The following is a 22,166-nucleotide window of genomic DNA, read 5'->3' as shown; positions in this document are numbered from 1 at the left end:
CATAGAGAGCCGGGCCCGTCAGGTGAAGACGGCACCGGGCCCGTCAGATGATGAAGTGGGTCCAGTAGGCGAGCCAGGTGACGAAGAGAGCGCCCTGGAGGAGGGCGAGGGCGGCGGTCAGCCAGGCGTCGGCGGTGGCGTGCCGGGCCCAGCGGGCCAGCACCAGGCCCACCGGGAACGCGGCGAGCAGGTAGCGCAGCAGGCTCTTGTAGACCGGCGGCCCCATCGACAGCGGCACCAGGACCATGATCAACCCGTACGTGAGGTAGGGCAGCCCGAGGTGGCGGACGCCCGCGACCAGGACCACCAGCACCACGACGGCGCACCACACCCGCAGGGCGTCCCGCGGCGGCGTGCCGGTCAGGCCGTGCCACAGCACCGCCAGCGGGTTCTGCACGGAGATGCCCCAGCCCCTCTCCTGGGCGTGCTTGTAGGCGAACCAGTCGCCGCTCTGCCACCGGCAGAACGCCATGAACGTCAGCCAGCCGGCGGGCACCAGCACCAGCGGCCAACCGGCGCGGAAATACGTCCCCAGCGCGCGCGGGCCCAGCCGGTAGCCGTGCTGCCGCAGCAGCACCAGGGCCAGCGGGAGCACCACGAAGAACCCGACCGAGCGGCTCAGCGACAGGAAGAACCCCACGACGCCCACGAGCAGCCAGCGCCGCCGCTCGGCGTAGTGGAAGGCGGCGAGCGCGAGGCAGAGGAAGAGCGACTCGGTCAGCGCCGCCTGGAACAGGAACGCGGCCGGCAGCAGCACCAGGTAGCGGACGAACCGGCGGGCCGCGGCGTCGTCGCCGAGCAGCCGCTCGCCCAGCCGGTGGGCGTAGTAGAGCATCAGCAGGAACGCGACGTTGGCGACGAGCAGCAGCGCCAGCGCGGTGTTGCCGCCCAGCAGCGGGGCCAGCGGCCGGGCCAGGAACGGATAGAGCAGCGGGAAGCCGAAATCCCGCCACGGCTCGTCGAGCGGGAGCCGGGCCAGGTGGTCGTAGAGGAACGAGTCCCAGGCGAACCAGAGCGAGACCCCGCGGTGCCCGGAGACCGCCCGCTGCTGCTCGCGCATCGTCGTCTCGTCCGGCGGCGGCGCCCACGGCACGTCGTCGAAGGCGCTCAACGCGAGCACCCCGACGAGGCTGAGCACGATCTTGGTGCCGAGGAAGACGCCGACGACGAACAGCCACGGCGCCGGCACCCGGTCGGCGGCCCGCACGGCGGCGCGCCGCAGGTCGTGGCCACGCCGGGCGAGCCGGGCGGGCAGGCGCCCGGCTCGCCGCCGCGCGTCCGCGACGGCCCGCCACCTGTCCATCACCGCGTCTCCCGATCCGGCCGCCAGAACGGTGCCACATCCCCGTTTCGGGGCGCTTGACACGTGTACGCGGCGCGCCGGCCCGGCCACCCGGCGGCGCGCTCGGGGCCGGGGTGGCCGCCCGGCCAGGTCGCCGGGCGGCGGAACCGGCATCCGGATCCGGGGTGAGTTCGGGCCGATGCCGGGTAAGCGGGCCGCCTCCGGCAGGCGGAAGCAGGGAGCGGCACGGCATGGACGAACAGCACGGCACGGTGGTCATCGGCGCGGGACCGGCGGGCCTGACCGCGGCGTACGAGCTGCTCCGGCGGGGCGCCCCGGTCCGGGTGTTCGAGTCCGACGACGTGGTGGGCGGGATCAGCCGCACCGTCGAACGGGACGGGTGGCGCTTCGACATCGGCGGGCACCGGTTCTTCACCAAGGTCGCCCGGGTCGAGGAGTTCTGGCACGAGATCCTGCCCGACGAGGACTTCCTGCTGCGGCCCCGGATGAGCCGGATCTACTACCGGGGCGCGCTGTTCGACTACCCCCTGAGTGCCGCGAACGCCCTGCGCAACCTGGGCGTCCGGGAGGCGGCGCTGTGCATGGGCTCGTACGCCTGGGCCCGGCTGCGCCCGCCGAAGGACCAGTCGCACTTCGAGGGCTGGGTCTCGGCCCGGTTCGGTTGGCGGCTGTACTCGATGTTCTTCAAGACGTACACCGAGAAGGTCTGGGGGATGCCGGCCGACCGGTTGCAGGCCGACTGGGCCGCGCAGCGGATCAAGAACCTGTCGCTGGCCAAGGCGGTGCGCAACGCCGTGCTGCCCCGGCGCAACCGCAAGGACGTGACCAGCCTGATCGAGGAGTTCCAGTATCCGAAGCTCGGCCCGGGGATGATGTGGGAACGCTGCGCCGAGGAGGTCCGCCGGCGCGGCGGCCGGGTGGAGACCGGCAGCTGGGTGACCGCCGTGCACCGCGACCCGACGCGCCGCCGGGCGGTGGCGGTCACCGTCAACGGGGTGGGCGGGCAGCGGACCGAGCCCGCCGAGCACGTCGTCTCCTCGATGCCGATCTCGGAACTGGTGGCCGCGCTGCGCCCGGCCGCCCCGCCGGAGGTGCTGGCCGCCGCGGCCGACCTGCGGTACCGGGACTTCCTGACCGTCGCGCTCGTGGTGCCCGAGGAGTTCTCGTTCCCGGACAACTGGATCTACGTGCACGACCCGGCGGTCAAGGTCGGCCGGATCCAGAACTTCGGCTCGTGGTCGCCGCACCTGGTCAAGGACGGCCGCACCTGCCTGGGGCTGGAGTACTTCGTCTTCGAGGACGACGAGACCTGGCGTACGCCGGACGCCGAGCTGGTCGCCGCCGCGACGGCCGAGCTGGAGCGGCTCGGCCTGGTCCGGCCGGGCGTCGTCGAGGCCGGGTACGTGGTGCGGATGCCGAAGGCCTACCCGGTCTACGACGAGCGCTACCAGCGCAACGTGGACGTGATCCGGGACTGGCTGGCGCGGGAGGTGCCGAACGTGCACCCGGTCGGCCGCAACGGCATGCACCGCTACAACAACCAGGACCACTCGATGCTCACGGCGATGCTGACCGCCGAGAACATCGCCTGCGGGACCCGCCACGACGTCTGGTCGGTCAACGTGGAGCAGGACTACCACGAGGAGTCGACGCGCGACGGGAACGGCCGCGGGGGCACCGGCCGGGACGCCCCCATCATGCCGGCCCGGCCCGTCGCCCCGGCCGGCACCACGCTCGACGGCGCCTCCCAGCCCGAACGGCCGGCGCAGGTACGCCTCGGCTGAGCCGCCCGCCGGCGAGGCGTCGGCGACACGCTGTCGTGCGCGGTCCGGTCCCGCCGGAAACGCCTTGCCGGCCCGGTGGCGGCCCCCTAGGGTGCCGGCGTGCTGATCCGCGAGTTCGACGAGGCCGACTGGGCCCAGGTGTGGCCGATCGTCCGGGAGGTGGTCCGGTCGCGGGAGACCTTCCCCTACGACCCGGAGATGACCGCCGAGCAGGCGTACGACATGTGGGTGGAGGCCGCGCCGGGCCGCACCGTGGTGGCGGTCGACGGCGACCGGGTGCTCGGCACCGCCAAGATGGGCACCAACCGCCCCGGGCCGGGGTCGCACGTCTCCACCGCGAGCTTCATGGTCGACCGCGCGGCGCGCGGCCGGGGCGTGGGCACGGCGCTGTGCCGGCACGCGCTCGACTGGGCCCGCGACCGCGGGTACGCGGGCATGCAGTTCAACGCGGTGGTCGAGACGAACACCTCGGCCGTCGAGCTGTACCGGCGCGAGGGTTTCGCCGTGATCGGCACCGTGCCCGGCGCGTTCGCGCACCCCACCCTCGGCCGGGTCGGCCTGCACGTGATGTACCGGGAGTTCTGACCCGGCGCCGCCCGGTCCACCGGGGCGGCGCCGGAACCACCGCTGCCGCCGCCGCTGCCGGGCCGCCGCCGGGCCGCCGACCGTCAGGCGACCGCCGCGGCGGTCGCCTCGGCGCGCAGGTCTTCCTCCGAGGCGCCGCGACGCCAGTAGCCGGCGAACGTGACGTGACGCCGGTCGAGGCCGCGCTCGCCGACGAGGTGCCGCCGCACCGCGCGCACCATCGACGACTCGCCGGCGACCCAGGCGTACGGGGTGCCGGCCGGCAGCCGGGCGGCGCGGACCGCATCCGCCAGCAGGGTGCTGCCGGGGGCGGTGCCGCCCCGGACGACCCACGTCACCTCGGCCTGCGCGGCGGTGGGCAGGTCCTGGATGTCCGCCGCGTCGGGCACCTCGATCCAGGCCCGGACCGGGGTGTCGGCCGGCAGCCAGGCCAGGATCCCGGCGGCGGCGGGCAGCGCGGTCTCGTCGGCGACCAGCAGGACCGAGTCGGCGCCGGCCGGCGGGCGGAAGCAGACGCTGCGGTTGTCGCGCACGGCCGGGCCGAGCAGCACCACCCGGTCGCCCGGCAGGGCCTGCCCCGCCCAGCGGGAGGCGGGGCCGGTGTCGCCGTGGCTGACGAAGTCGATGTCCACCTCGGCGAGCTCGGGCCGCTGCTCCCGGATGGTGTAGGAGCGCATCACCGCGCGCACGTCGGGGTCCATCGCCCGGTACGCGCCGAACCAGTCCTCCCCCGCCTCGACCGGGAGCACCGGCGCGGGCTGGCCGGGGTGCGGCAGGAACAGGGAGACGCTCTGGTCCCGGCCGCCGCCGGCGAAGTCGGCGAGTTCCGGCCCGCCGAGGGTGACCCGGATCAGGGAGGCGCCGATCCGCCGCGCGCCGACGACCTGCGCGGCGTAGAAGCGGTACTGGAGGGCGACCGCCGTGGTCACGCGGTCACCTTCTTCGCGTTCCGGATGGCGGTGGCCAGGTTCTCCAGCAGCGGCGCGGCGCCGGCGTACGAGAAGCGGGGCACCGCGTCCCACGGGGTGATCTGGTTGGCCTTGACCGCGGGGAGTTGCTGCCAGGTCGGCTTGCTGGCCATGTCCTTGGGCTGCAGGGCGGTGTTGCGGTTGTCCAGCAGGAGCAGGTCGGCCGGGAACTTGCCCGCGTTCTCCCAGCTGAGCGCCTCGAAGTAGTCGCCGGCCTCCAGCTTGGTGGGGACGACGATGTCGACGCCCAGCTCGGCGAAGTACATCAGGTCGGTGCTGACCTTGGGGTTGGAGGCGTAGAACAGGTCGGGGCTGCCGGAGCAGGCGAGCACCTTGATGCCCGGGTTCGCCCTGACCGCCTGGCGGACCGCCTCGGCGGCGGCCTCGAAGCGGGCCTTGGCGTCGGTGACCTTCTTGGCGGACAGGTCGGCGCCGAGGGACTCGGCGAGCTGCGCGTACCGCTCGATCGGCTTGGTCATCGGCACCCGGGCGGTGGTGATCGCGACGCTGGGGGCGAGCGGGAGGATCTTGTCCTTGCTCTCGTCCGGCACGTACCACAGGGCGCCCGGGTCGTACATGTGGGTGACGAGCAGTTCCGGTCGCAGGGCCGCGTACTTCTCCAGGCTGAACTCGCCCCAGACGTTGCCGAGGACCTCCACGGCGTCCACGTTCAGGTCGCCGGCCTGCGGCTCGGCGGTGCCGTCGGCGCGCTTCGTCTCGCCAAACACGCCGACGACCTGCTTGTCGAGTCCGAAGTCGACCAGCGCCGCGGCGACCCCGGTGAAGGCGACCACCCGGGTCGGGCGGTTGGCGGCGCTCACCTTCTCGTTGCGGTCGTCGGTGAACGACCAGGGTCCGCCGGAGCCGGCGGCGGCGGGGGCGGCAGAGTCGTCGTCCCGGCCGCAGCCGGCGAGCAGGGCGGCCAGGGTGGCGGCGCCACCGGCGGCGAGCAGGCCCCGGCGGGAGAGTCGGCGGGCGGACACGGGATGCGGCATGGCGGTGTCTTTCGATCAGGGTCGGGCGAAGGACCGTGGACAGCGGGGTTAGGTTAACCTAACCTAAATCGCTGTCAAGCCCCGCCCGGAATCACGCACCACATCGGAGCCCACACTGTCCGCCACCCTCACCTCACGCATCGGCGCGCCACCGGCACCACCCGTCACGCCCCGACGTGGCCGCGCCGCGCTGCGGGCCGCCGGCCTCGCCGCGTCGGCGCTGCTGCTCGTCGCCGTCGCGGTACTCAGCATCGCCGTGGGCGCCAAGCAGCTCCCGCTCACCGACGTGTGGCAGGGCCTACTGCACCGCGACGCCGCCGAGTACGCCGTCGTGCACCGGATGCGGCTGCCGCGTACGCTGCTCGGCCTGCTCGCCGGCGCGGCGCTCGGCGTGGCCGGCGCGGTGATGCAGGCGCTGACCCGCAACCCGCTGGCCGACCCCGGGCTGCTCGGCATCAACGCCGGCGCCTCGGCGGCGGTGGCCAGCGCGGCGGCGCTGCTCGGCATCGGCGGCGTCGGCGGCCAGGTCTGGTTCGCGCTGCTCGGCGCGGCCGTCGTCACCGCCGCCGTCTACCTCGTCGGCGGCGGGCGCGGGGCCACCCCCGCCCGGCTGGCGCTGGCCGGCGCGGCGCTGAACGCCACCCTCTACTCGTACGTCAGCGCGGTGATGCTGCTCGACACGGCGTCGCTGGAACGGCTGCGGTTCTGGACGGTCGGTTCGCTGGCCAGCGCCGAGGCATCGACCGTGCGCACGGTCGCACCGTTCGTCGCGGCGGGCCTGCTGGTCGCCCTGGCCGCCACCCGCGCGCTCAACGCGCTGGCGCTCGGCGACGACGCGGCGCGCGCGCTCGGCGCCCGGCCGGCCCTCGTCCGGGGCACCGTCATCGTGGCGATCACGCTGCTCTGCGGCGCCGCCACGGCGGCCTGCGGGCCGATCGTCTTCGTCGGTCTGCTCGTGCCGCACCTGGTCCGCGCGCTCACCGGGCCGGACCTGCGCTGGCTGCTGCCGTACTGCGCGGTGCTCGCCCCGGTGCTGCTGCTCGGCGCCGACGTGCTGGGCCGGGTGCTGAGCCGGCCCGGCGAGCTCCAGGTCGGCATGGTGACCGCCGTGGCGGGCGGGCCGCTCTTCCTCTGGCTGGTGCTGCGCGGGCGGGTGGCCCACCCGTGATCACCATCCGCACCCCCGGAGTGTCCCTGCGGCTGCGCCCCCGCGCCATCGCCGTCGGCCTCACCTGCGTGGTGCTCGCCCTGGCGCTGAGCGTGCTCGCCATCGGCAACGGCGACTACCCGATGAGCCCCGCCGACGTGCTGCGCGCCCTCGCCGGCCGGGGCAGCCCGGCCGAGGAGTTCATCGTCACCGAGCTGCGGCTGCCCCGGCTGGTGACCGCGCTCTGCGTCGGCGCCGCGCTCGCCCTGGCCGGCGCGGTCTTCCAGTCGCTGGTCCGCAACCCGCTGGGCAGCCCCGACATGCTCGGCTTCACCCAGGGCGCGTCGACCGGCGCGCTGGTCGTGGTCGTGCTCGGCGGCAGCAGCATGCTGCTGGCCTCGGCGGCGGTGATCGGCGGCCTCGCCACCGGCGTGCTGGTGTACGCGCTGGCCTGGCGGCGCGGCGTGCACGGGTTCCGGCTGATCCTGGTCGGCATCGGCACCATGGCGATCCTCACCGGCGTCAACGGCTGGCTGCTGACCCGGGCCCAGCTGATGGACGCCGCCCGCGCCGTGCTCTGGCTCACCGGCAGCCTGGACGGGCGGGGCTGGGTGAACGTGGTCCCCCTGCTGATCGCGCTGGCGGTGCTGGTGCCGGTGGTGCTGGTCGGCTTCGGGCCGGCCCTGCGCCTGGTCGAGATGGGCGACGACACCGCCGCCGCCCTCGGCGTACGCGTGGAGCGGGTGCGCCTGGTCGTGCTGGCGGCGGCGGTGCTGCTGGTCTCCCTCGCCGCGGCCGCCGCCGGGCCGGTGAACTTCGTGGCGCTCACCGCGCCGCACCTGGCCCGGCGGCTGACCCGGGCGCCGGGGCCGAACCTGCTGCCGTCGGCGGCCGTCGGGGCGGTGCTGCTGGTCGCCGCCGACCAACTCGCGGTACGCGCGTTCCCCGGGCACCAACTGCCGGTGGGCGTGGTGACCGGGGTGCTGGGCGGCGCCTATCTGATCTGGCTGCTCGCCACCGAACGCCGGGCCGGCCGGCTGTGAGCGCGGACGGCCGGCGGGCCACCCACGACGAGAACGGAGCACGGAGCATGCAGTCCCGGCTGAGCGGCAGCGCGATGACCCTCGCCTACGAACGGCGGACCATCGCCGAGGACCTGAGCGTCGCCGTGCCCGACCGCTCCTTCACCGTCATCATCGGCCCCAACGCCTGCGGCAAGTCGACCCTGCTGCGCGCCCTGTCCCGGCTGCTGAAGCCGACGGCCGGGGCGGTGCTGCTGGACGGGGAGGACATCCACCGGCTGCCGGCCCGGGGCGTCGCGCGCACCCTCGGCCTGCTGCCGCAGACGTCCGTCGCCCCGGACGGCATCGGCGTCGCCGAACTCGTCGCGCGCGGCCGGTACCCGCACCAGGGGCTGCTGCGGCAGTGGTCGCGCGAGGACGAGCGGGTGGTCGCCGAGTCGATGGCCGCGACCGGGGTGGCCGACCTGGCCGACCGGCCGGTCGACGAGCTGTCCGGCGGGCAGCGGCAGCGGGTGTGGATCGCGATGGCGCTGGCCCAGCAGACGCCCCTGCTGCTGCTGGACGAGCCGACCACCTACCTGGACATCGCCCACCAGATCGAGATCCTCGACCTCTGCGCCCGGCTGCACGAGGAGCAGGGCCGCACCCTGGTGGCGGTGCTGCACGACCTCAACCACGCCGCCCGCTACGCGACGCACCTGATCGCGATGCGCGACGGGCGGGTGGTCGCCGCCGGCCCGCCCCGGGAGGTGGTCACCGCGGAGCTGGTCGAGGAGGTCTTCCGGCTGCCCTGCCGGGTCATCGACGACCCGGAGACCGGCACCCCCCTGGTCGTCCCCGCCGCCCGCCGCCGGGCCGGCGCGGGCGCCCCGGCGGTCGCGGTCGCCGGCGGGGACCCCGCGTGAGCCCCCGCCTCGCGCCGGCCGGGCGCCACGCGGCGGGCCGCGTCCGTGCGCATCGACCGGAATCGTCGTACGGTGGGCGCGATGCGTGAGGCGACCAACACCTACGGACAGGACGTCGACGGGTTCGGCCGGGTCACGATCCGCCCCGTCGACCCGGACAGCGACGTCGACCTGATCCACGGTTGGGTCAGCGAGGAACGGGCCCGGTTCTGGGGCATGCGCGACGCCGGTCGCGAGCGGGTCGCCGAGATCTACCGCTACCTGGACTCGCTGACCACCCACCACGCGTGGCTGGTGCACCGCGACGGCGTGCCGGTCGCGCTGTTCCAGACGTACGAGCCGGCGGCCGACCCGGTCGGCCGGTGCTACGACGTCCGGCCCGGCGACCACGGGGCGCACCTGCTGATCGGCCCGCCGACCACGACCGAGCGGGGCTTCACGGGCGCGCTGCTGGACGTGTTCCTCGGCTTCGTCTTCGCCGACCCGCTGCGCCGGCGGATCGTGATGGAACCGGACGCGCGCAACGACAAGGCGGTGGACCGGCTGCTGCGCACCGGCTTCGTCGCCGGCCCGCTGATCGACCTGCCCGACAAGCGGGCCCGGCTGATGTTCCTCGACCGGGAGTCGTTCGAGGCACGCCGCTGACCGCCGGAGGCGCCCCCGGGTCCGGGCGACGGGGCCGCGCCCCGCGTGCCACCAGGCGCGGCCGTGCGCAGTCCGGCCGGCGGGCGCCCGGGCGACGCCGGGTGGGCTCAGCCCCCGTCGCACCGCGCCGAGAGGGCGTAGCGGATCAGCACCACGTCGCCGATCTGGCGGGCCTCCGCCACCCGGGCGCGGCGGCCGGGGTGCCACGGGAAGCGGCCGTCGCCGACGAACCGGGGCGCCCGGCGGTCGCCGACGAAGAACGGGGCCACCACCAGGTGCAACTCGTCGGCGAGGCCGGCGGTGAGGAACTGCGCGAGCACGCTCGCCCCGCCCTCCACCATCAGCCGGCGCACGCCCCGCGCGGCGAGGTCGGCCAGCGCCCGCGCCGGGTCCACGGGCTCGCCCGCGTCCACCACCGTGGCCAGGCCGGCCAGCCGGTCCGCGGTCTTCTCCACCGTCGAGGTGGCGCAGTGGACGATCCGCTCGGTGTCGCCGGTGGTGAAGAGCCGGGCGGCCGGGTCCAGGTCGCCGCAGCCCGTCCACGTCACCCTGAGCGGTGAGGCCGGCAGGCCGCGGGCGAGGCGGGCGGCGCGGCGCCGTGCGGAGCGGACCAGCAGGCGCGGGTTGTCCCGCCGGACCGTGCCCGCGCCGACCAGGATCGCGTCGCAGCCGGCCCGGACCTCGTCGACCCGGTCCAGGTCGGCCTCGTTGGACAGCACCAGCCGCTGCCCGCTCGCGTCGTCCAGGTAGCCGTCCATCGACGTCGCGCAGCTGAGCAGGACGTACGGGCGCTCAGTCACGGACGAGCGGGAGGTCGAGGGTGTGGTCGCCGTGGCTGGCCTTCGCCGCCAGGTAGCCGGCGTTGGCCGGGGACAGGTAGACCCCGGTGGCGACCCGCGAGGCGACCACCACCCCGAGGCGGCCGAGCTGCGCCGCCTTGTCCGGGTTGTTGCTCAGCAGCGCGACCCGGTCCACGTCCAGGGCGGCGAGCATCTGCGCGGCCACGGTGTAGTCCCGCTCGTCGGGCCGGTGCCCCAGCGCCAGGTTCGCCTCGTACGTGTCCAGCCCGGCGTCCTGCAGCGCGTACGCGTCGAGCTTGGCGTACAGGCCGATGCCGCGTCCCTCCTGGCGCAGGTAGAGCAGGTAGCCGCCGGCGCCGGCGATGCGTTCGACCGCCTCGCGCAACTGTGGGCCGCAGTCGCAGCGCTGGCTGCCGAACACGTCCCCGGTCAGACACTCGCTGTGCGGGCGCACCAGCGGCGGCGACGACGGGGGCGCCGCCCCACGGTCGCGCGGGCCGGCCCGGTCACCGAGGCCGAACGCGAGGTGTTCCCGGCCGTCGGCCAGGCCGTCGAAGGAGAACACCCGTGCGGTGGTGGCGTATCCGTCGGGGAACCTCAACGGGACCGTGACCTGCCGACGGACCGTGGCGGCGGGCGGGGTTTCGGACATCGGACTCCTCGTCAGACGGTGCGGCGGGCACGCGGACACGACGGGCCACCAGGACGGCGGCGCCGGGAAGACTCGCGACGAGCACCAGGGCCCCGTACACCACCGCGGTGGCCACGCCCTCGGCGGCGGTCAGGCCGGCGGCGCCGAAGGCCCACGCGGCCACGCCCTCCCGGGGGCCGAAGCCGGCGACGTTCGCCGGCACCCCCATGGCCAGCAGGGCCAGCAGCGTCAGCGGCACCAGCAGGGTCAGCGGCGCGGTGGAGCCCGCGGTGCGTGCGGCCAGCACGAACGTGGCCAGGTGGCCGGCGACGGCCACGGTGGACGCCACGAGCACCCCCAGCCAGGTCCGGCGGCCGAGCAGCCCGGCCCGGACGTCGGCCGTCGCCGCGCGGACCGCCCGCGCCCACCGCGACGGCCCGGTGGTGGGCAGCGCGCGGGCCAGCACGGCGGCGCCGAGCCCGGCCGCCACCAGCAGCGCGCCGACGGCCGGCAGGTACGGCCGGACCGGGGAGGGGAACGCGGCGAGCACGACCACCGCGACGGCGGCCAGCACCACCTGCCCGGCCGTGCGCTCCCAGACCACCGCGCGGACGCCCCGGCCGACGTCGCCGACGTCGCGGCCGTGCCGCACCGCCCGGTGCACGTCACCCAGCACGCCGCCGGGGAGCGTCGCGTTGAGGAACACCGCGCGGTAGCAGTGCGCGACCGCGGTCGGCAGCGGCAGCCGCACCCCCAGTCCCCCGGCCACCAGGCTCCACCGCCAGGCGCAGCAGACGGTGGTCACCGCCCCGATGGCGAGTGCGGCGGCCAGCGCCGGGGCGTCGATCAGCCGGAGCCCGTCGAGGAACGGGCCGGCGCCCAGCCAGCCCAGCAGCACGAGGAGCACGGCCAGGCCGCCGAGGGCCGGCGCCCACGCCCCGAACCGCCGCGCCGGCGCGGTCACGTCGCCTCCACCTCGGCCCTCCCTCGGCGGTCTTCCTGTCGGTAGGCACGCACCGGACACCTCCCGGGTTCAGCCACACCCCGCCAGCAGGTCCAGGTGGTCGACCAGCACGCCGAGCCGGCCGGCGGCGATCTCGGCGCGGCGCCGGCGGGCGTACGCCCGGGTCGGGCCGACCAGCTCGGGCCGCTGCTCGCGGGCGGCGTCGAGCCAGCCGGTGAACCACTCGACGGCCAGCGCGGCCTGCTCCGGGCCGAGCCGCCACGGGCTGGGCCGCAGCGCCACGTCGACGCCGTGCCGGGCGAACGCCGCCGCGCAGGCGTCGACGGCGTCGGGCCCGAGCAGGGCGCGCCAGCCGACCGTGCGGCGCTGGTGGTCGTTGAACGCGGCGGCGATCTCCGCGTCCCACGGGTCGGCCGGGGTGAGCCGCACCCGGCCGGTCACCGAGAGGGCCAGCAGTGTCGGGCGGCCGGCCCCGGCGCAGGCCGCGACGAGGCGCTCGACCTCCTCGGCGGTGAACATGTCCAGCAGCGCGGACGCGGTCACCAGCGACGCGCCGGCCAGGTCGGCGGCGGTCAGCCGGGTGAGGTCGCCGCGCCGGACCTCGGCGGTGACCGGGCCACCGTCGGCGGCCCGGGGCAGCCCGGCGGCCGCGCGGGCCAGCAGGTCGGCGTCCTGGTCGTGCAGGACCCAGTGCTGCGGCCCGGGCAGTCGCGGGGCCAGCCAGCGACCCATCGACCCGGTGCCCGTGCCGAGGTCGTGCACGACCAGCGGCCCAGGGGTCAACCGGCGGCGGGCGAGGTCCACCAGGTCCCCGGCGCGGGCCGCCGCGTCGGCGGGCTCGCGCAGCGTCAGCCAGTCCGCGAAGTGCGGCGGCAACTCCACGGTCATGCGGTCGTCACCCCTTCCAGCACGGCGCCCGCCACCGTCGCGGCGACCGGCCAGCCGTCGAGCGTGTCCCGCCGGTCGCGCGCCGCCCGCCGCAGCCGCTGGCGCAGCCTCGGCTCGCCGAGCCAGCGCCGCAGGGCGCCGGCCAGGGCCGCCGGGTCGTCGGGCGGCACCAGCAGGCCCGGCGGCACGCCGTCCGGCGCGCGGCCCAGGGCCTCGGGCAGCCCGCCGGCGGCGGTGCCCAGCACCGGGATCCCGCGCGCGAGCGCCTCGGTGACCACCATCCCGTACGTCTCCCGGCGCGAGGCCAGCACCAGCAGGTCGGCGGCGGCGTACGCGGCGTCGAGGGCCGCCCCGGTGCGCGGGCCGACCAGGCGCACCCGGTCGGCGAGGCCGTGCCCGACCACCTGCCGGCGCAGCCGCGCCACGAACCCCGGGTCCCGGGTCAGCGCGCCCACGCAGACGCAGTCCCACGGCAGGTCGGCGACCGCCACCAGGGCCTCCACCAGCACGTCGTGCCCCTTGTGCGGAGCCACCGCCGCGACGCAGAGCAGGTTCCCGCCGACCGGCGTCCCGGGCGCGGGCGGTGCCGGGTCGACACCCGGCGGGACGACGTGCACCCGGTCGGCGGGCAGCGCGTACCGGTCGAGCAGCCGCCGCCGGGTCCACTCGCTGGTGGTGACCACCGCGACGGCGGCTCTCAGGGCCGCGCCCTCGGCGTCGTGCTCCAGCGGCAGGTGCACGACGACGACGAGGCGCAACCGCCGGCCCTGCGGGGTCAGCGCCTGCGGCGCGGACGAGGCGACCAGTCCGTCGAGCAGGACCACCGCCCCGTCGGGCAGCGCCGCGAGCAGCCGGGCGAGCCCGGCGCGCGCGGTCGCGTCGGGATGGGGCCAGTCGCCGGTCACGGCGTGCTCCCGGACCGCCCAGCCGGCCGCCGACAGGCCCCGGCAGAGCCGGCGGTCGTACGTGTTGCCGCCGCTCGGCGTGGCCGGGTCGTCGATGTCGTTCGGCAGCACGACGTGCACGGTCGCCCGGCGGCGCCGGGCGACGGTCGGACCCGCCACGCCCCCGCCTCCGCCCGGCGCGGCCCCGCTTCCGCCCGCTGCGGCCCCGTGGTCGCCCACGCGGGCCTCAGAGGGGCCGCTCGTAGCTGGCCCAGGCGACGTGCGACTCGTGCAGCGTGACGGTGATGCCGGCGAGCGCGTGGGCGCCCGCGCCGAGGTCGCCGGCCCGCACCCGCGCGGCGAGGCGGTCGGCGACCGTCCGGGCGAGCACCTCCGTGGTCGTGTTCACCCCGGCGAAGGCCGGCTCGTCGTCCAGATTGCGGTAGGTCAGCTCCCCGAGCACGGCCCTGAGCTGCTCGGTGGCCAGTCCGATGTCGACGACGACGCCGTCGGCGTCGAGGTCGGCGCGGCGAAAGGTGGCGTCGACGACGAAGGTCGCCCCGTGCAGGCGCTGCGCCGGGCCGAACACCTCGCCGCGGAAGCTGTGCGCGATCATCATGTGGTCACGGACGGTAACGCTGAACACGGATCACTCCCCGTCGTAGGTGATGAGGTGGCACAGCGCGGGCAGGCTGCCCGCGGCCAGGCGGGCGAGCACGTCGGGCAGCTCCGCGAACGGGGACTCCCCGGTCAGCAGCGCGTCGAAGGCGGGATCGGCCAGCAGGTCCAGGGCCAGCGCCAGCCGGTCGGCGAAGGTGCGGCTGTCCCGCCGGGCCGGCGCGACCGCGCCCACCTGGCTGCCGCGGATGGTCAACCGTCCGGAGTGGAACGCCCCGCCCAGCGCCAGGTCGACGGTCCGGTCGCCGTACCAGCTCAGCTCCACGACCGTGCCCTCGGGGCGGAGCAGCTCCAGCGACCGCCGCAGGCCGGCGGCGGTGGCGCTCGCGTGTACCACGAGGTCCCGCCCGCCGGCGGCCCGCGCGGGTGGGGCGAACCCGACGCCGAGCGCGGCGGCGACCTCCGCCCGGGCCGGGTCGGCGTCGACCAGCTCGACCCGCACGCCGGGGAAGCGGGCGAGCAGGGCCGCGACGCAGCAGCCGACCATGCCGCCGCCGACCACGCTCACCCGGTCGCCGACCAGGGGCGCGGCGTCCCAGAGCGCGTTCACCGCGGTCTCCACGGTCCCGGCGAGCACCGCGCGGGCCGGCGGCACCGCATCCGGTACGGGCACCACCGCCTCGGCCGGGACCACGTACGCCGTCTGGTGCGGGTGCAGGCAGAACACCGTCCGGCCGCGCAGCTCGGCCGGCCCCTGCTCGACCACGCCCACGCTGAGGTAGCCGTACTTCACCGGCGCCGGGAAGTCGCCCTCCTGGAACGGCGCGCGCATCGCCGAGTACTGGTCGGCGGGAACGCGGCCGGCGAAGACCAGGGTCTCGGTGCCCCGGCTGACACCGGAGTAGCGGCTGCGCACGAGCACCTCGCCGGGGCCGGGGACGGGCAGCGGCGCCGTTCGGATCTCGCCCTCGCCGGGCGTACGGAGCCAGAAGGCGCGCGCCTCGCGGGTCACCGGCTCCCCCTCACCCGCGTCCGGAGCGAACCGGACGACTGCATTTCCCGTAGTTCCTGTCGAGAGTCATCGATCATAGACACGGAGGCACGGTGCCCACGGTTCGAAAAGGCCCGGCAATCGGGTTCGTCGTCCAGATCGTCCTGCTGGTGGGGCTGGCCGGCACGGTCGGCCTCGGGCCGGCGGGCTGGCTCGCCGGAACCACGTACGGGGCGGTGCTGTGCCTGGCGCTCAGCCGGGGGCTAAGCCGCGCGGCGGGGCGCATCCTCGGGCCCGCCGACCGGGTGACGCTGGCCCGGGCCCTCCTCGTCGGCGGCGTGACGGCGCTGACCGTGGACGCGCTCCCGGCCGCCGTCGACCGGGCCGCGCCGGTGGGGGTGCTGGTCGCCCTCACCGCCGTGGCCCTGGCGCTCGACGCGGTCGACGGGTACGTGGCCCGGCGTACGGGCACCGCCAGTGCGCTCGGGGCGCGCTTCGACATGGAGGTCGACGCGTTCCTCATCCTCGTCCTCGGCCTGCACGTCGCACCGGCCGCGGGCGGCTGGGTGCTCCTCCTCGGCGCCATGCGGTACGCCTTCGTCGCCGCGGGCTGGGCGCTGCCCTGGATGCGCCGGCCGCTGCCCGCGCGGTACTGGCGCAAGGTCGTCGCGGCGGCGCAGGGCGTCCTGCTGCTGGTGGCGGCGGCCGGGGTACTGCCGGGTTCGGGGACCGCACTCGTGCTGGTGGTGGCGCTGGCCCTGCTCGTCGAGTCGTTCGGCCGCGACGTCGGCTGGTTGTGGCGGCACCGGCCCGCCCGACCTGCCCCGCCCCGGCGGCCCGGGGCGGCGAGCCCGGTCGGCGCGCGGCCGTCGCCGGTACGCCGGGAACTGGTCGCCGCCCGTGACTGACCGCCGCTCGCCCGCGCGGCACCCGGGCCCGCCGCCGCCCGCGACCGACCGCCGCTCGCCCGCGCCGACCGACCGCGACTCGACGGCGCGTACCCCCAGGGCGGCCGGGGCTCGCCGGGTCGCGGCGCGGGCGACCACCGCGTCGGCCGCCCTGCTGGTGCTGGCCGCCCTGACCGTGCCGCACCAGCCCGGTCGGCTCACGCCCGGCGGGTTCGTGCGGATCCCTCTGGAGGGGCTGCTCGCCGTCGCCCTGCTGCTCGCCCTGCCGGCGCGGGCACGGCGGCCGGTGGCGGCGCTCGCCGGCGCGCTGCTCGGCCTGCTGACCGTGCTGAAGGTCGCCGACCTGGGCTTCCTCGCGGCGCTCGGCCGCCCGTTCGACATGGTGCTCGACTGGGCGCTGCTCGACGACGCCGTCGGGTTCCTCACCGACTCGATGGGCCGGGCGGGCGCGACCGGCGCGGTCGTCGCGGCCGTGCTGCTGCTCGCCGCCCCGGTCGTCGGGACGGCGCGGTCCGTGCTGCGGCTGACCCGCCTGCTGGTCCGGCGCCGCACGGCCACGCGGCGGGGAGTTGCGGCGCTGGTGGTCGTGTGGCTGGCCTGCGCCGCGTTCGGCGTGCGGATCGTCCCCGGCGTACCGGTCGCCGACACCGCCGCCACCGACCTGGTCGGCGGCCACGCGCGCCAGGTACGCGCCCGGCTGCGGGACCGGGAGGTCTTCGCGGCCCAGGTCGGGGCCGATCCGTTCCGGGACGTCCCCGGCGACCGGCTGCTGACCGCGCTGCGGGGCAAGGACGTGATGGTCGCCTTCGTGGAGAGCTACGGCCGCGACGCGGTGGAGGACCCGGAGTTCGCCCCGGCCGTCGGCGCGGTGCTCGCCGACGGGGACCGCCGCCTGCGCGCGGCCGGCTACGCCTCCCGCAGCGGCTTCCTCACCTCGTCGACGGTCGGCGGCGGCAGCTGGCTGGCCCACGCCACGCTGCTGTCCGGGCTGTGGATCGACAACGAGCAGCGGCACCGCAGCCTACTGGCCAGCGACCGGTTGACGCTGGGCGGCGCCTTCCGGCGGGCCGGCTGGCGCACGGTGGGCGTGATGCCGGCCGCCACCCGGCCCTGGCCGGAGGGCGCCTTCTTCGGCTACCAGCGCTTCTACGACGGTCGCGGCCTCGGCTACCGGGGGCCGAGGTTCGGCTACGCCCCGATGCCCGACCAGTACACGCTGGCCGCCTTCGAGCGCCTGGAGCGGGCTCGGGTGGACCGGGCGCCGGTGATGGCCGAGATCGCGCTCGTGTCGAGCCACTCCCCCTGGACGAAGATCCCCCGGCTGGTCGACTGGGCGGCGGTCGGCGACGGCAGCGTTTTCCACGGGGCGACCGAGGAGAGCCCGTCGTCGCAGGCGCGTGCCGGCTACCGCCGGGCCGTCGGATACTCGCTGGCCGCCCTGGTGTCCTATGTGGAGCGACACGGCGACGACGACCTCGTGCTGGTCTTCCTCGGCGACCACCAGCCCGCCCCGGTCGTCACCGGCGACGGCGCCGGCAGGGACGTGCCGGTCACCGTCGTCGCCCGCGATCCGGCCGTGCTGGACCGGATCGCGGGCTGGGGCTGGACCGACGGCCTGCGGCCCGACCCGGGCGCCCCGGTCTGGCCCATGGACGCCTTCCGCGACCGGTTCCTGACCGCCTTCAGCGGATGACCCCCGGCACCCCAGGGAGCTCCGCCTGGCGGGGAGGCCGGCCGTCACCGGGGCGCGACGAGGTCGGCGTAGTCGGCGACGGTGAGGGGGCGCCGGGACAGCGACCCGTCGGCGCGCGGCACCCCGAGCGGCGCCCCACCCCGCAGGAACGCCACGGTGTCGACGTCGGAGCGGGCGGTCAGGGTGCAGACGATCTGGCCGAAGGCGAGGACCTCGTCGCTGCGCCCCGTCTCGTCACCGGCCTCACCGACGTCGACCTCGACCTCGGTGCCCCGAGGCCGGGCGACGGCGGCCGCGACGGCCCCCGGCAGGGCGGTGCTGAGGCCGCTGTCGCGCTCGGCGGCGGTCGGGCCGGCGAGCAGTTGCTGGAGCTGGGCGTCGACGGTGGGCGTGGCGTCCACCCGGCGCTCGACGGGCACCAGATGGTCGTCGCGGACGAAGCAGAGCACCGCCGTCGCCCGCCCCGCTGTCAGGGTCGGGGTCGGGGTCGCCACGACCGTGCCCGAGGTGGGGAACGGTCCGGGCGGGGGCGCCACGGTGCGGGGGGCGTCCTCCGTCGGGACGCCGCAGCCGACGAGCAGCCCGAGGGCGACGAGCGCAGCACCGGTGCCCCGGCACCGTACCGGCCGGCGCGCGCGGCGGCTCACGATGACACTCCGGGCAGCTCGACGCGGAAGCGGGCGCCTCCGCCGGGGCGGTCGCCCACACCAGCGCGTCCCCGGTGCGCGGCGGCGTGCTGGGCGACGATGGCGAGCCCGAGGCCGGTGCCGTCGCCGGCCGCGCGGGCGTGCGCGGCACGGCCACGGACGAAACGGTCGAAGACGACGTCCCGGTCGGCCGGGGGCACGCCCGGCCCCTCGTCGTCGACCTCGACGATGCCCGTCCCGCCCCGCTGCGACAGCCGCACCGCCACCGGGCCACCGCCGTGGCGGACCGCGTTGTCGACCAGGTTGGCCAGGATCTGCTCGACGCGGCGCTGATCGACCAGCCAGGTCGTGGCGGCCCCGCCGGCCGCGTGCACGAGCGTGCCCGGCAGCCCGCGCGCCTGGCACACCCGGCGGGCCAGCGCCGCCACGTCGACCGGCCCCCGGTCCGCCGGCTGGTCGCTGCGGGCGAGCTGGATCAGGTCGTTGACCAGCTGCTGGAACCGGGTGATCTCGTCGGCCACCAGGCCGGCGGCGGTGGCGGTCCGGTCGTCGAGGTGCTCCCGGCGGCGGGCCAGGACGCTGGCCGCCGCCGCCAGGGTCTGCAGCGGCGAGCGCAGCTCGTGGCTGACATCGGCGGCGAAGCGGCGGTCCCGCTCGATGCGCTGGGAGAGCTGGTCGACCATGTGGTTGAACGACGTGGAGAGGCGGGTGAGGTCCGGGTCGGTGGTCGGCGCGAGCCGGGCGGAGAAGTTGCCGTCGGCGATCTCCTGGGCGGCGTCGGCCACCGCGGTCAACGGGCGCAGGCTGTGCCGGGTGGCGTACCAGCCCAGGGCGGCGCCGGAGCCGGCGACCACGATGGCGACGGCGGTCAGCGCGAGCGCCAGGACCTGGAGGGTCTCGTCCAGCTCGCGCAGCGAGGTCAGCTCGTAGTAGCTGGTGGACGGGGCCAGCGGCAGGCCGACGAGCAGGGTGGGCTGGCCGTTGACCCGCACCCGCTGCACGGCCGGCTCCCCCGCCCGGACGAGCTGTTGCAGGTCGCCCGGGATCGCGGCGGTCAGGCCGGCGTCGGCGTTGCGGGCGTACCAGTCGTCGCCGCGGTGCAACAGCGGTCGGCGGTTGCCGCCGGTGTCGAGGGACCGCAGCACCTCCACGACGTCGGGGTCCTCCGTGTCCAGCCCGGCACGCACCACCGCCGCGTCGAAGTACGCCGCCCGCACCGCGGTGCGCTCCCGCTCGTCGAGCAGGGACCGCCTGGTCAACTCGTACGAGACCAGCGCCATGGACGCCGACAGCAGCAGCGCGCCGACGGCGAATCCGGCGGACACCCGGGCCCGCAGCCCGAGCCGCCTCACCGGGTCAGCTTGTAGCCGAGGCCGCGCAGGGTGACCAGGTGCCGGGGGCTGCCCGGGTCGTCCTCGATCTTCTGCCGCAGCCGGCCCACGTGCACGTCGACGAGCCGCTCGTCACCGGTGTCGTAGCCCCAGACCCGCTGGAGCAGCTGCTGGCGCGACAGCACCCGGCCGGCGTGCTCGGCCAGCTCGCACAGCAACCGGAACTCGGTGCGGGTCACCGGCACCGGTCGGCCGGCCCGACGCACCTCCCCCGCGTCCGGGCTGATCTCCAAGGGACCGAACGTGAGGACCGGCACCGGCGCGGACACCGCCCGGGCCCGGCGGCGCAGCGCCCGCAGTCGCGCCGACAGCTCCTTGACCGCCACCGGCTTGACCACGTAGTCGTCGGCGCCGGCCTCCAACGCCGCCACGATGTCGTGGGTGTCGTCGCGGGCGCTGACCACCACGATGGGTACGTCGTCGTCGCGACGCAGTTGTCGGATGCACTCGAAGCCGTCGAGGCCCGGCAGCATCAGGTCGACCAGCACGTTGTCGGCCGGATCCTGGCGCTGCATCCGCAGCCCCTCCTCGGCGGTGGCCGCCCCCCGGACGGTGTAGCCCTCGTCCTCGAGCGCGAGCAGCAGCGCCAGACGGATCCGGTCGTCGTCCTCGATCACCAGCACGCCCGTCATACCCGCATCATCCCCAAGGCGGGCGCGAGCGCCCAACCGTGTCCGGCGTTCGACGGTTTTGTCACGCAACTGTCATACAACCGCGTGGCGCGCGCCACGGGCGCCACCCAGGGTGGTGGACGACACCGGGCCGGCCCGCCGGTCACCGCGGTCGGGCCCGCTGGAGCGGCAGCCGTCGGCCGACCGGTCCTGCGGAGGAGGGAGCAGATGACCGTCGCCGGTCTCCTCACCGCACTCGCCGTGGGTCTCCTCGTCGCCGCGACGGGCTGGCTGGCGCTCCCCCGCCGGCGGGAGGTGCCGGCCTGGCTGGCCCTGGTGGCCGGCATCGTCACCGCCGTCCTCGGCGTCATCCTGGCCCGCATCGTCGGCCTCGACACCGGTCGGTCCGGCCTGTGGCGTCTGGCCGTCCCGGCCGGCTCCGCCGTCCTCGGCGTCGCTCTCGTGGCCGCCACGGCGGGCCCCCGGCGCCCGCCCGTGCCGGCCCGCCGGACGCGGCCGGACCTCGACTCCAAGCCGACGCCACCGTTCGCGGACCGGCGCGTCGCCCCGCCCGACCTCCCGTGGAGGAAGACACCATGACCGTCGTACCGGACGACAACTCGATGACGCTGATCTGCGACAGCTGCGGAGACGTGACGACGGGAACCGCATGCGTCCTGCCGGACGCCGAGGTCGTCTGGACCCTGGTCGCCGAGCACGGCTGGAGCGGCTCGCCCTTCGCGACGGGCCCGCACCGCTGCCCCCGCTGCAGCCTCCTCGGCCCGGACGCCGGGCGCGGCGGCGAGGCCGGTCGCGGCACCCAGGTGGCCGGCGGGGTGCTGGGGGTGGACCATCTCGACGACGTCGCCGCGGCGACCGCCTCCGGTGACATCGACGTCGACATCGCCGACGACCTGCGGACCGCGCTGCGGCAGGCGGTCGACGTCTGCGGGCACGTCGTGGTCGACCTGACCCGGGTCCACCTGATCGACGCGAACGGGCTCGGCCTGCTCGTCCGGGCCCACCGCGACGCCCGCGAACGCGGCGCCGTGCTCTGCCTCGCCGCCCCGTCCCGCTTCATCCTCACCGTCCTGCACACCATGCGGCTGGACGGCCTGTTCCCGATCTTCGTCAGCCCCGAGGAGGCCGTCCGGCGGCTCTCCCCGGCCGGGGCGGGCGAGCCCGCCGGGCTGACGGCCACCGTGGCCGGACCCGACCGGGCCGGCCACCCGACGCGGGCCGACACGCCGTCCCGCTGAGCCGACACCGTCACCCGCACTCTGGCGAGAGGACGCCTACATGTTCATGCCCTGGCCGTACCCGGACGAGGGCGCGTTCCGTCCCGAGCCGCCCCGGCCGGCGCCCGACGACGAGGACGCCCGGTTGGCCGCGCTGGTCGCCCAGCGGTTGAGCAGCGACTGGACCACCCGCGGCCAGCAGATCGTGGTGAACGCGCAGAACCGGGTCGTCATCCTCACGGGCGTCGTGGCGGGCCCGGACGCCCGGCAGGTGGCCGCCGAGATCGCCTGGGACGTGCGCGGTGTCGTCGACGTCTGCAACGCCCTGCGGCTCGCCGGCGCCCGGCGTCCCCGCCGCTGACCGGCGCGGTGCCGTCGGCGGGCTGCGGGTGGCGGCCAGGCCTCGACCAAATGCGTTCAGGGCCACCCCTGTTGGGGTGGCCCTGAACGAAAGATTGTCCGGCGGTGTCCTACTCTCCCACACCCTCCCGAGTGCAGTACCATCGGCGCTGGAGGGCTTAGCTTCCGGGTTCGGAATGTAACCGGGC

General features: G+C 76.2%; 22 protein-coding genes, 1 rRNA gene and 2 pseudogenes. 11 read left to right on the top strand and 14 right to left on the bottom strand.

What is annotated here, in order from left to right; translation table 11 throughout:
- Positions 1-43 precede the first annotated feature (43 nt).
- On the bottom strand, positions 44-1,303 hold the full coding sequence (locus AB0G14_RS26770) for a hypothetical protein (RefSeq protein WP_357701919.1): 1,260 nt from the start codon (positions 1,301-1,303) through the stop codon (positions 44-46).
- Positions 1,304-1,533: 230 nt separating this feature from the next.
- Between AB0G14_RS26770 and AB0G14_RS26765 the strand changes: the two genes are divergently transcribed.
- Positions 1,534-3,087, top strand: a complete 1,554-nt coding sequence (locus AB0G14_RS26765) for an NAD(P)/FAD-dependent oxidoreductase (RefSeq protein WP_357701916.1) — start codon at positions 1,534-1,536, stop codon at positions 3,085-3,087.
- A gap of 99 nt (positions 3,088-3,186) precedes the next feature.
- Complete coding sequence (locus AB0G14_RS26760) at positions 3,187-3,672, top strand: GNAT family N-acetyltransferase (RefSeq protein ID WP_357701914.1); 486 nt, start codon at positions 3,187-3,189, stop codon at positions 3,670-3,672.
- An 83-nt stretch (positions 3,673-3,755) separates the two neighbouring features.
- Here the strand turns inward: AB0G14_RS26760 and AB0G14_RS26755 are convergent, their stop codons facing one another.
- Together AB0G14_RS26755 and AB0G14_RS26750 are read right to left on the bottom strand one after the other, a co-directional pair.
- The gene (locus AB0G14_RS26755; protein ID WP_357701912.1) at positions 3,756-4,601 is read right to left on the bottom strand and encodes a siderophore-interacting protein; all 846 of its coding nucleotides are present in this window, start codon (positions 4,599-4,601) and stop codon (positions 3,756-3,758) included.
- The gene (locus AB0G14_RS26750) at positions 4,598-5,635 is read right to left on the bottom strand and encodes an ABC transporter substrate-binding protein (protein WP_357701910.1); all 1,038 of its coding nucleotides are present in this window, start codon (positions 5,633-5,635) and stop codon (positions 4,598-4,600) included. Before AB0G14_RS26750 ends, AB0G14_RS26755 begins: the two co-directional genes overlap by 4 nt.
- 115 nt (positions 5,636-5,750) lie before the next feature.
- Here AB0G14_RS26750 and AB0G14_RS26745 point away from each other — a divergent pair, with 115 nt between their 5' ends.
- The 4 genes from AB0G14_RS26745 (at position 5,751) to AB0G14_RS26730 (ending at position 9,354) form a co-directional block, all read left to right on the top strand.
- A complete protein-coding gene (locus AB0G14_RS26745; RefSeq protein WP_357701973.1) occupies positions 5,751-6,803 on the top strand; it encodes an iron chelate uptake ABC transporter family permease subunit in 1,053 nt (350 codons plus the stop codon).
- Positions 6,800-7,825: an iron chelate uptake ABC transporter family permease subunit gene (locus tag AB0G14_RS26740; RefSeq protein ID WP_357701908.1), complete on the top strand. Its 1,026-nt coding sequence runs from the start codon at positions 6,800-6,802 to the stop codon at positions 7,823-7,825. Before AB0G14_RS26745 ends, AB0G14_RS26740 begins: the two co-directional genes overlap by 4 nt.
- Positions 7,826-7,872: 47 nt before the next feature.
- Positions 7,873-8,709: an ABC transporter ATP-binding protein gene (locus tag AB0G14_RS26735; protein WP_357461670.1), complete on the top strand. Its 837-nt coding sequence runs from the start codon at positions 7,873-7,875 to the stop codon at positions 8,707-8,709.
- Between the two features lie 81 nt (positions 8,710-8,790).
- Positions 8,791-9,354 (top strand): GNAT family N-acetyltransferase, encoded by a 564-nt coding sequence (locus AB0G14_RS26730; protein ID WP_357701906.1) that lies wholly within the window; start codon positions 8,791-8,793, stop codon positions 9,352-9,354.
- A 107-nt stretch (positions 9,355-9,461) separates the two neighbouring features.
- Here the strand turns inward: AB0G14_RS26730 and AB0G14_RS26725 are convergent, their stop codons facing one another.
- The 7 genes and pseudogenes from AB0G14_RS26725 to AB0G14_RS26695 all read right to left on the bottom strand — a co-directional run bounded on the left by AB0G14_RS26725 (position 9,462) and on the right by AB0G14_RS26695 (position 15,151).
- Entirely contained in the window at positions 9,462-10,154 is a 693-nt protein-coding gene (locus AB0G14_RS26725; RefSeq protein ID WP_357701904.1) for a dihydrofolate reductase family protein, read from the bottom strand.
- On the bottom strand, positions 10,147-10,806 hold the full coding sequence (gene ribA, locus AB0G14_RS26720) for a GTP cyclohydrolase II (RefSeq protein WP_357701901.1): 660 nt from the start codon (positions 10,804-10,806) through the stop codon (positions 10,147-10,149). The genes AB0G14_RS26725 and ribA overlap by 8 nt, the downstream gene beginning before the upstream one ends.
- 22 nt (positions 10,807-10,828) lie before the next feature.
- A pseudogene (locus AB0G14_RS26715) lies at positions 10,829-11,749 on the bottom strand (lysylphosphatidylglycerol synthase domain-containing protein); the annotation flags it as partial.
- Between the two features lie 69 nt (positions 11,750-11,818).
- Positions 11,819-12,637 carry a methyltransferase domain-containing protein gene (locus AB0G14_RS26710; protein WP_357701899.1) on the bottom strand — a complete coding sequence of 273 codons (819 nt, stop codon included), beginning with the start codon at positions 12,635-12,637 and terminating at the stop codon, positions 11,819-11,821.
- Complete coding sequence (locus AB0G14_RS26705; RefSeq protein WP_357701896.1) at positions 12,634-13,701, bottom strand: glycosyltransferase family 4 protein; 1,068 nt, start codon at positions 13,699-13,701, stop codon at positions 12,634-12,636. The genes AB0G14_RS26710 and AB0G14_RS26705 overlap by 4 nt, the downstream gene beginning before the upstream one ends.
- A 67-nt stretch (positions 13,702-13,768) precedes the next feature.
- A complete protein-coding gene (locus AB0G14_RS26700; protein ID WP_357701894.1) occupies positions 13,769-14,167 on the bottom strand; it encodes a 6-carboxytetrahydropterin synthase in 399 nt (132 codons plus the stop codon).
- A gap of 3 nt (positions 14,168-14,170) precedes the next feature.
- Positions 14,171-15,151, bottom strand: a complete 981-nt coding sequence (locus tag AB0G14_RS26695) for a dehydrogenase (RefSeq protein ID WP_357701891.1) — start codon at positions 15,149-15,151, stop codon at positions 14,171-14,173.
- A gap of 92 nt (positions 15,152-15,243) precedes the next feature.
- Here AB0G14_RS26695 and AB0G14_RS26690 point away from each other — a divergent pair.
- Both AB0G14_RS26690 and AB0G14_RS26685 read left to right on the top strand, forming a co-directional pair.
- Positions 15,244-15,951 (top strand): annotated as a pseudogene (locus tag AB0G14_RS26690) (CDP-alcohol phosphatidyltransferase family protein); the annotation flags it as partial.
- 79 nt (positions 15,952-16,030) lie between these two features.
- Positions 16,031-17,731, top strand: coding sequence for a sulfatase-like hydrolase/transferase (locus AB0G14_RS26685; protein ID WP_357701889.1), 1,701 nt, complete (start codon positions 16,031-16,033; stop codon positions 17,729-17,731).
- A 44-nt stretch (positions 17,732-17,775) separates the two neighbouring features.
- Here the strand turns inward: AB0G14_RS26685 and AB0G14_RS26680 are convergent, their stop codons facing one another.
- Genes AB0G14_RS26680 through AB0G14_RS26670 form a run of 3 tightly spaced genes read right to left on the bottom strand, consistent with a single transcriptional unit; the run spans position 17,776 to position 20,401 of the window.
- Positions 17,776-18,378, bottom strand: a complete 603-nt coding sequence (locus AB0G14_RS26680) for a GerMN domain-containing protein (RefSeq protein WP_357701886.1) — start codon at positions 18,376-18,378, stop codon at positions 17,776-17,778.
- Entirely contained in the window at positions 18,375-19,730 is a 1,356-nt protein-coding gene (locus tag AB0G14_RS26675; protein WP_357701884.1) for a HAMP domain-containing sensor histidine kinase, read from the bottom strand. Before AB0G14_RS26675 ends, AB0G14_RS26680 begins: the two co-directional genes overlap by 4 nt.
- Entirely contained in the window at positions 19,727-20,401 is a 675-nt protein-coding gene (locus AB0G14_RS26670) for a response regulator transcription factor (protein WP_357701882.1), read from the bottom strand. The genes AB0G14_RS26675 and AB0G14_RS26670 overlap by 4 nt, the downstream gene beginning before the upstream one ends.
- A gap of 207 nt (positions 20,402-20,608) precedes the next feature.
- On the opposite strand from AB0G14_RS26670, the gene AB0G14_RS26665 reads away from it, so the two are divergent.
- From AB0G14_RS26665 to AB0G14_RS26655, 3 genes are read left to right on the top strand one after another with little or no spacing between them, the layout of a single operon-like run.
- Complete coding sequence (locus AB0G14_RS26665; RefSeq protein ID WP_357701880.1) at positions 20,609-20,980, top strand: GlsB/YeaQ/YmgE family stress response membrane protein; 372 nt, start codon at positions 20,609-20,611, stop codon at positions 20,978-20,980.
- Positions 20,977-21,639, top strand: coding sequence for an STAS domain-containing protein (locus tag AB0G14_RS26660; protein ID WP_357701877.1), 663 nt, complete (start codon positions 20,977-20,979; stop codon positions 21,637-21,639). Before AB0G14_RS26665 ends, AB0G14_RS26660 begins: the two co-directional genes overlap by 4 nt.
- 40 nt (positions 21,640-21,679) lie before the next feature.
- Positions 21,680-21,979, top strand: coding sequence for a BON domain-containing protein (locus AB0G14_RS26655; RefSeq protein ID WP_357701875.1), 300 nt, complete (start codon positions 21,680-21,682; stop codon positions 21,977-21,979).
- Positions 21,980-22,075: 96 nt separating this feature from the next.
- Here the strand turns inward: AB0G14_RS26655 and rrf are convergent.
- Positions 22,076-22,166 (bottom strand): 5S ribosomal RNA (gene rrf / locus AB0G14_RS26650); the annotation flags it as partial.

Origin of the sequence: Micromonospora sp. NPDC023814, from assembly GCF_040639595.1 — a bacterium.
In the GTDB taxonomy this organism is placed as follows: domain Bacteria; phylum Actinomycetota; class Actinomycetes; order Mycobacteriales; family Micromonosporaceae; genus Micromonospora.
Note: the sequence above shows the minus strand (reverse complement) of the source record. Positions and strands in the feature narration are given on the sequence as shown.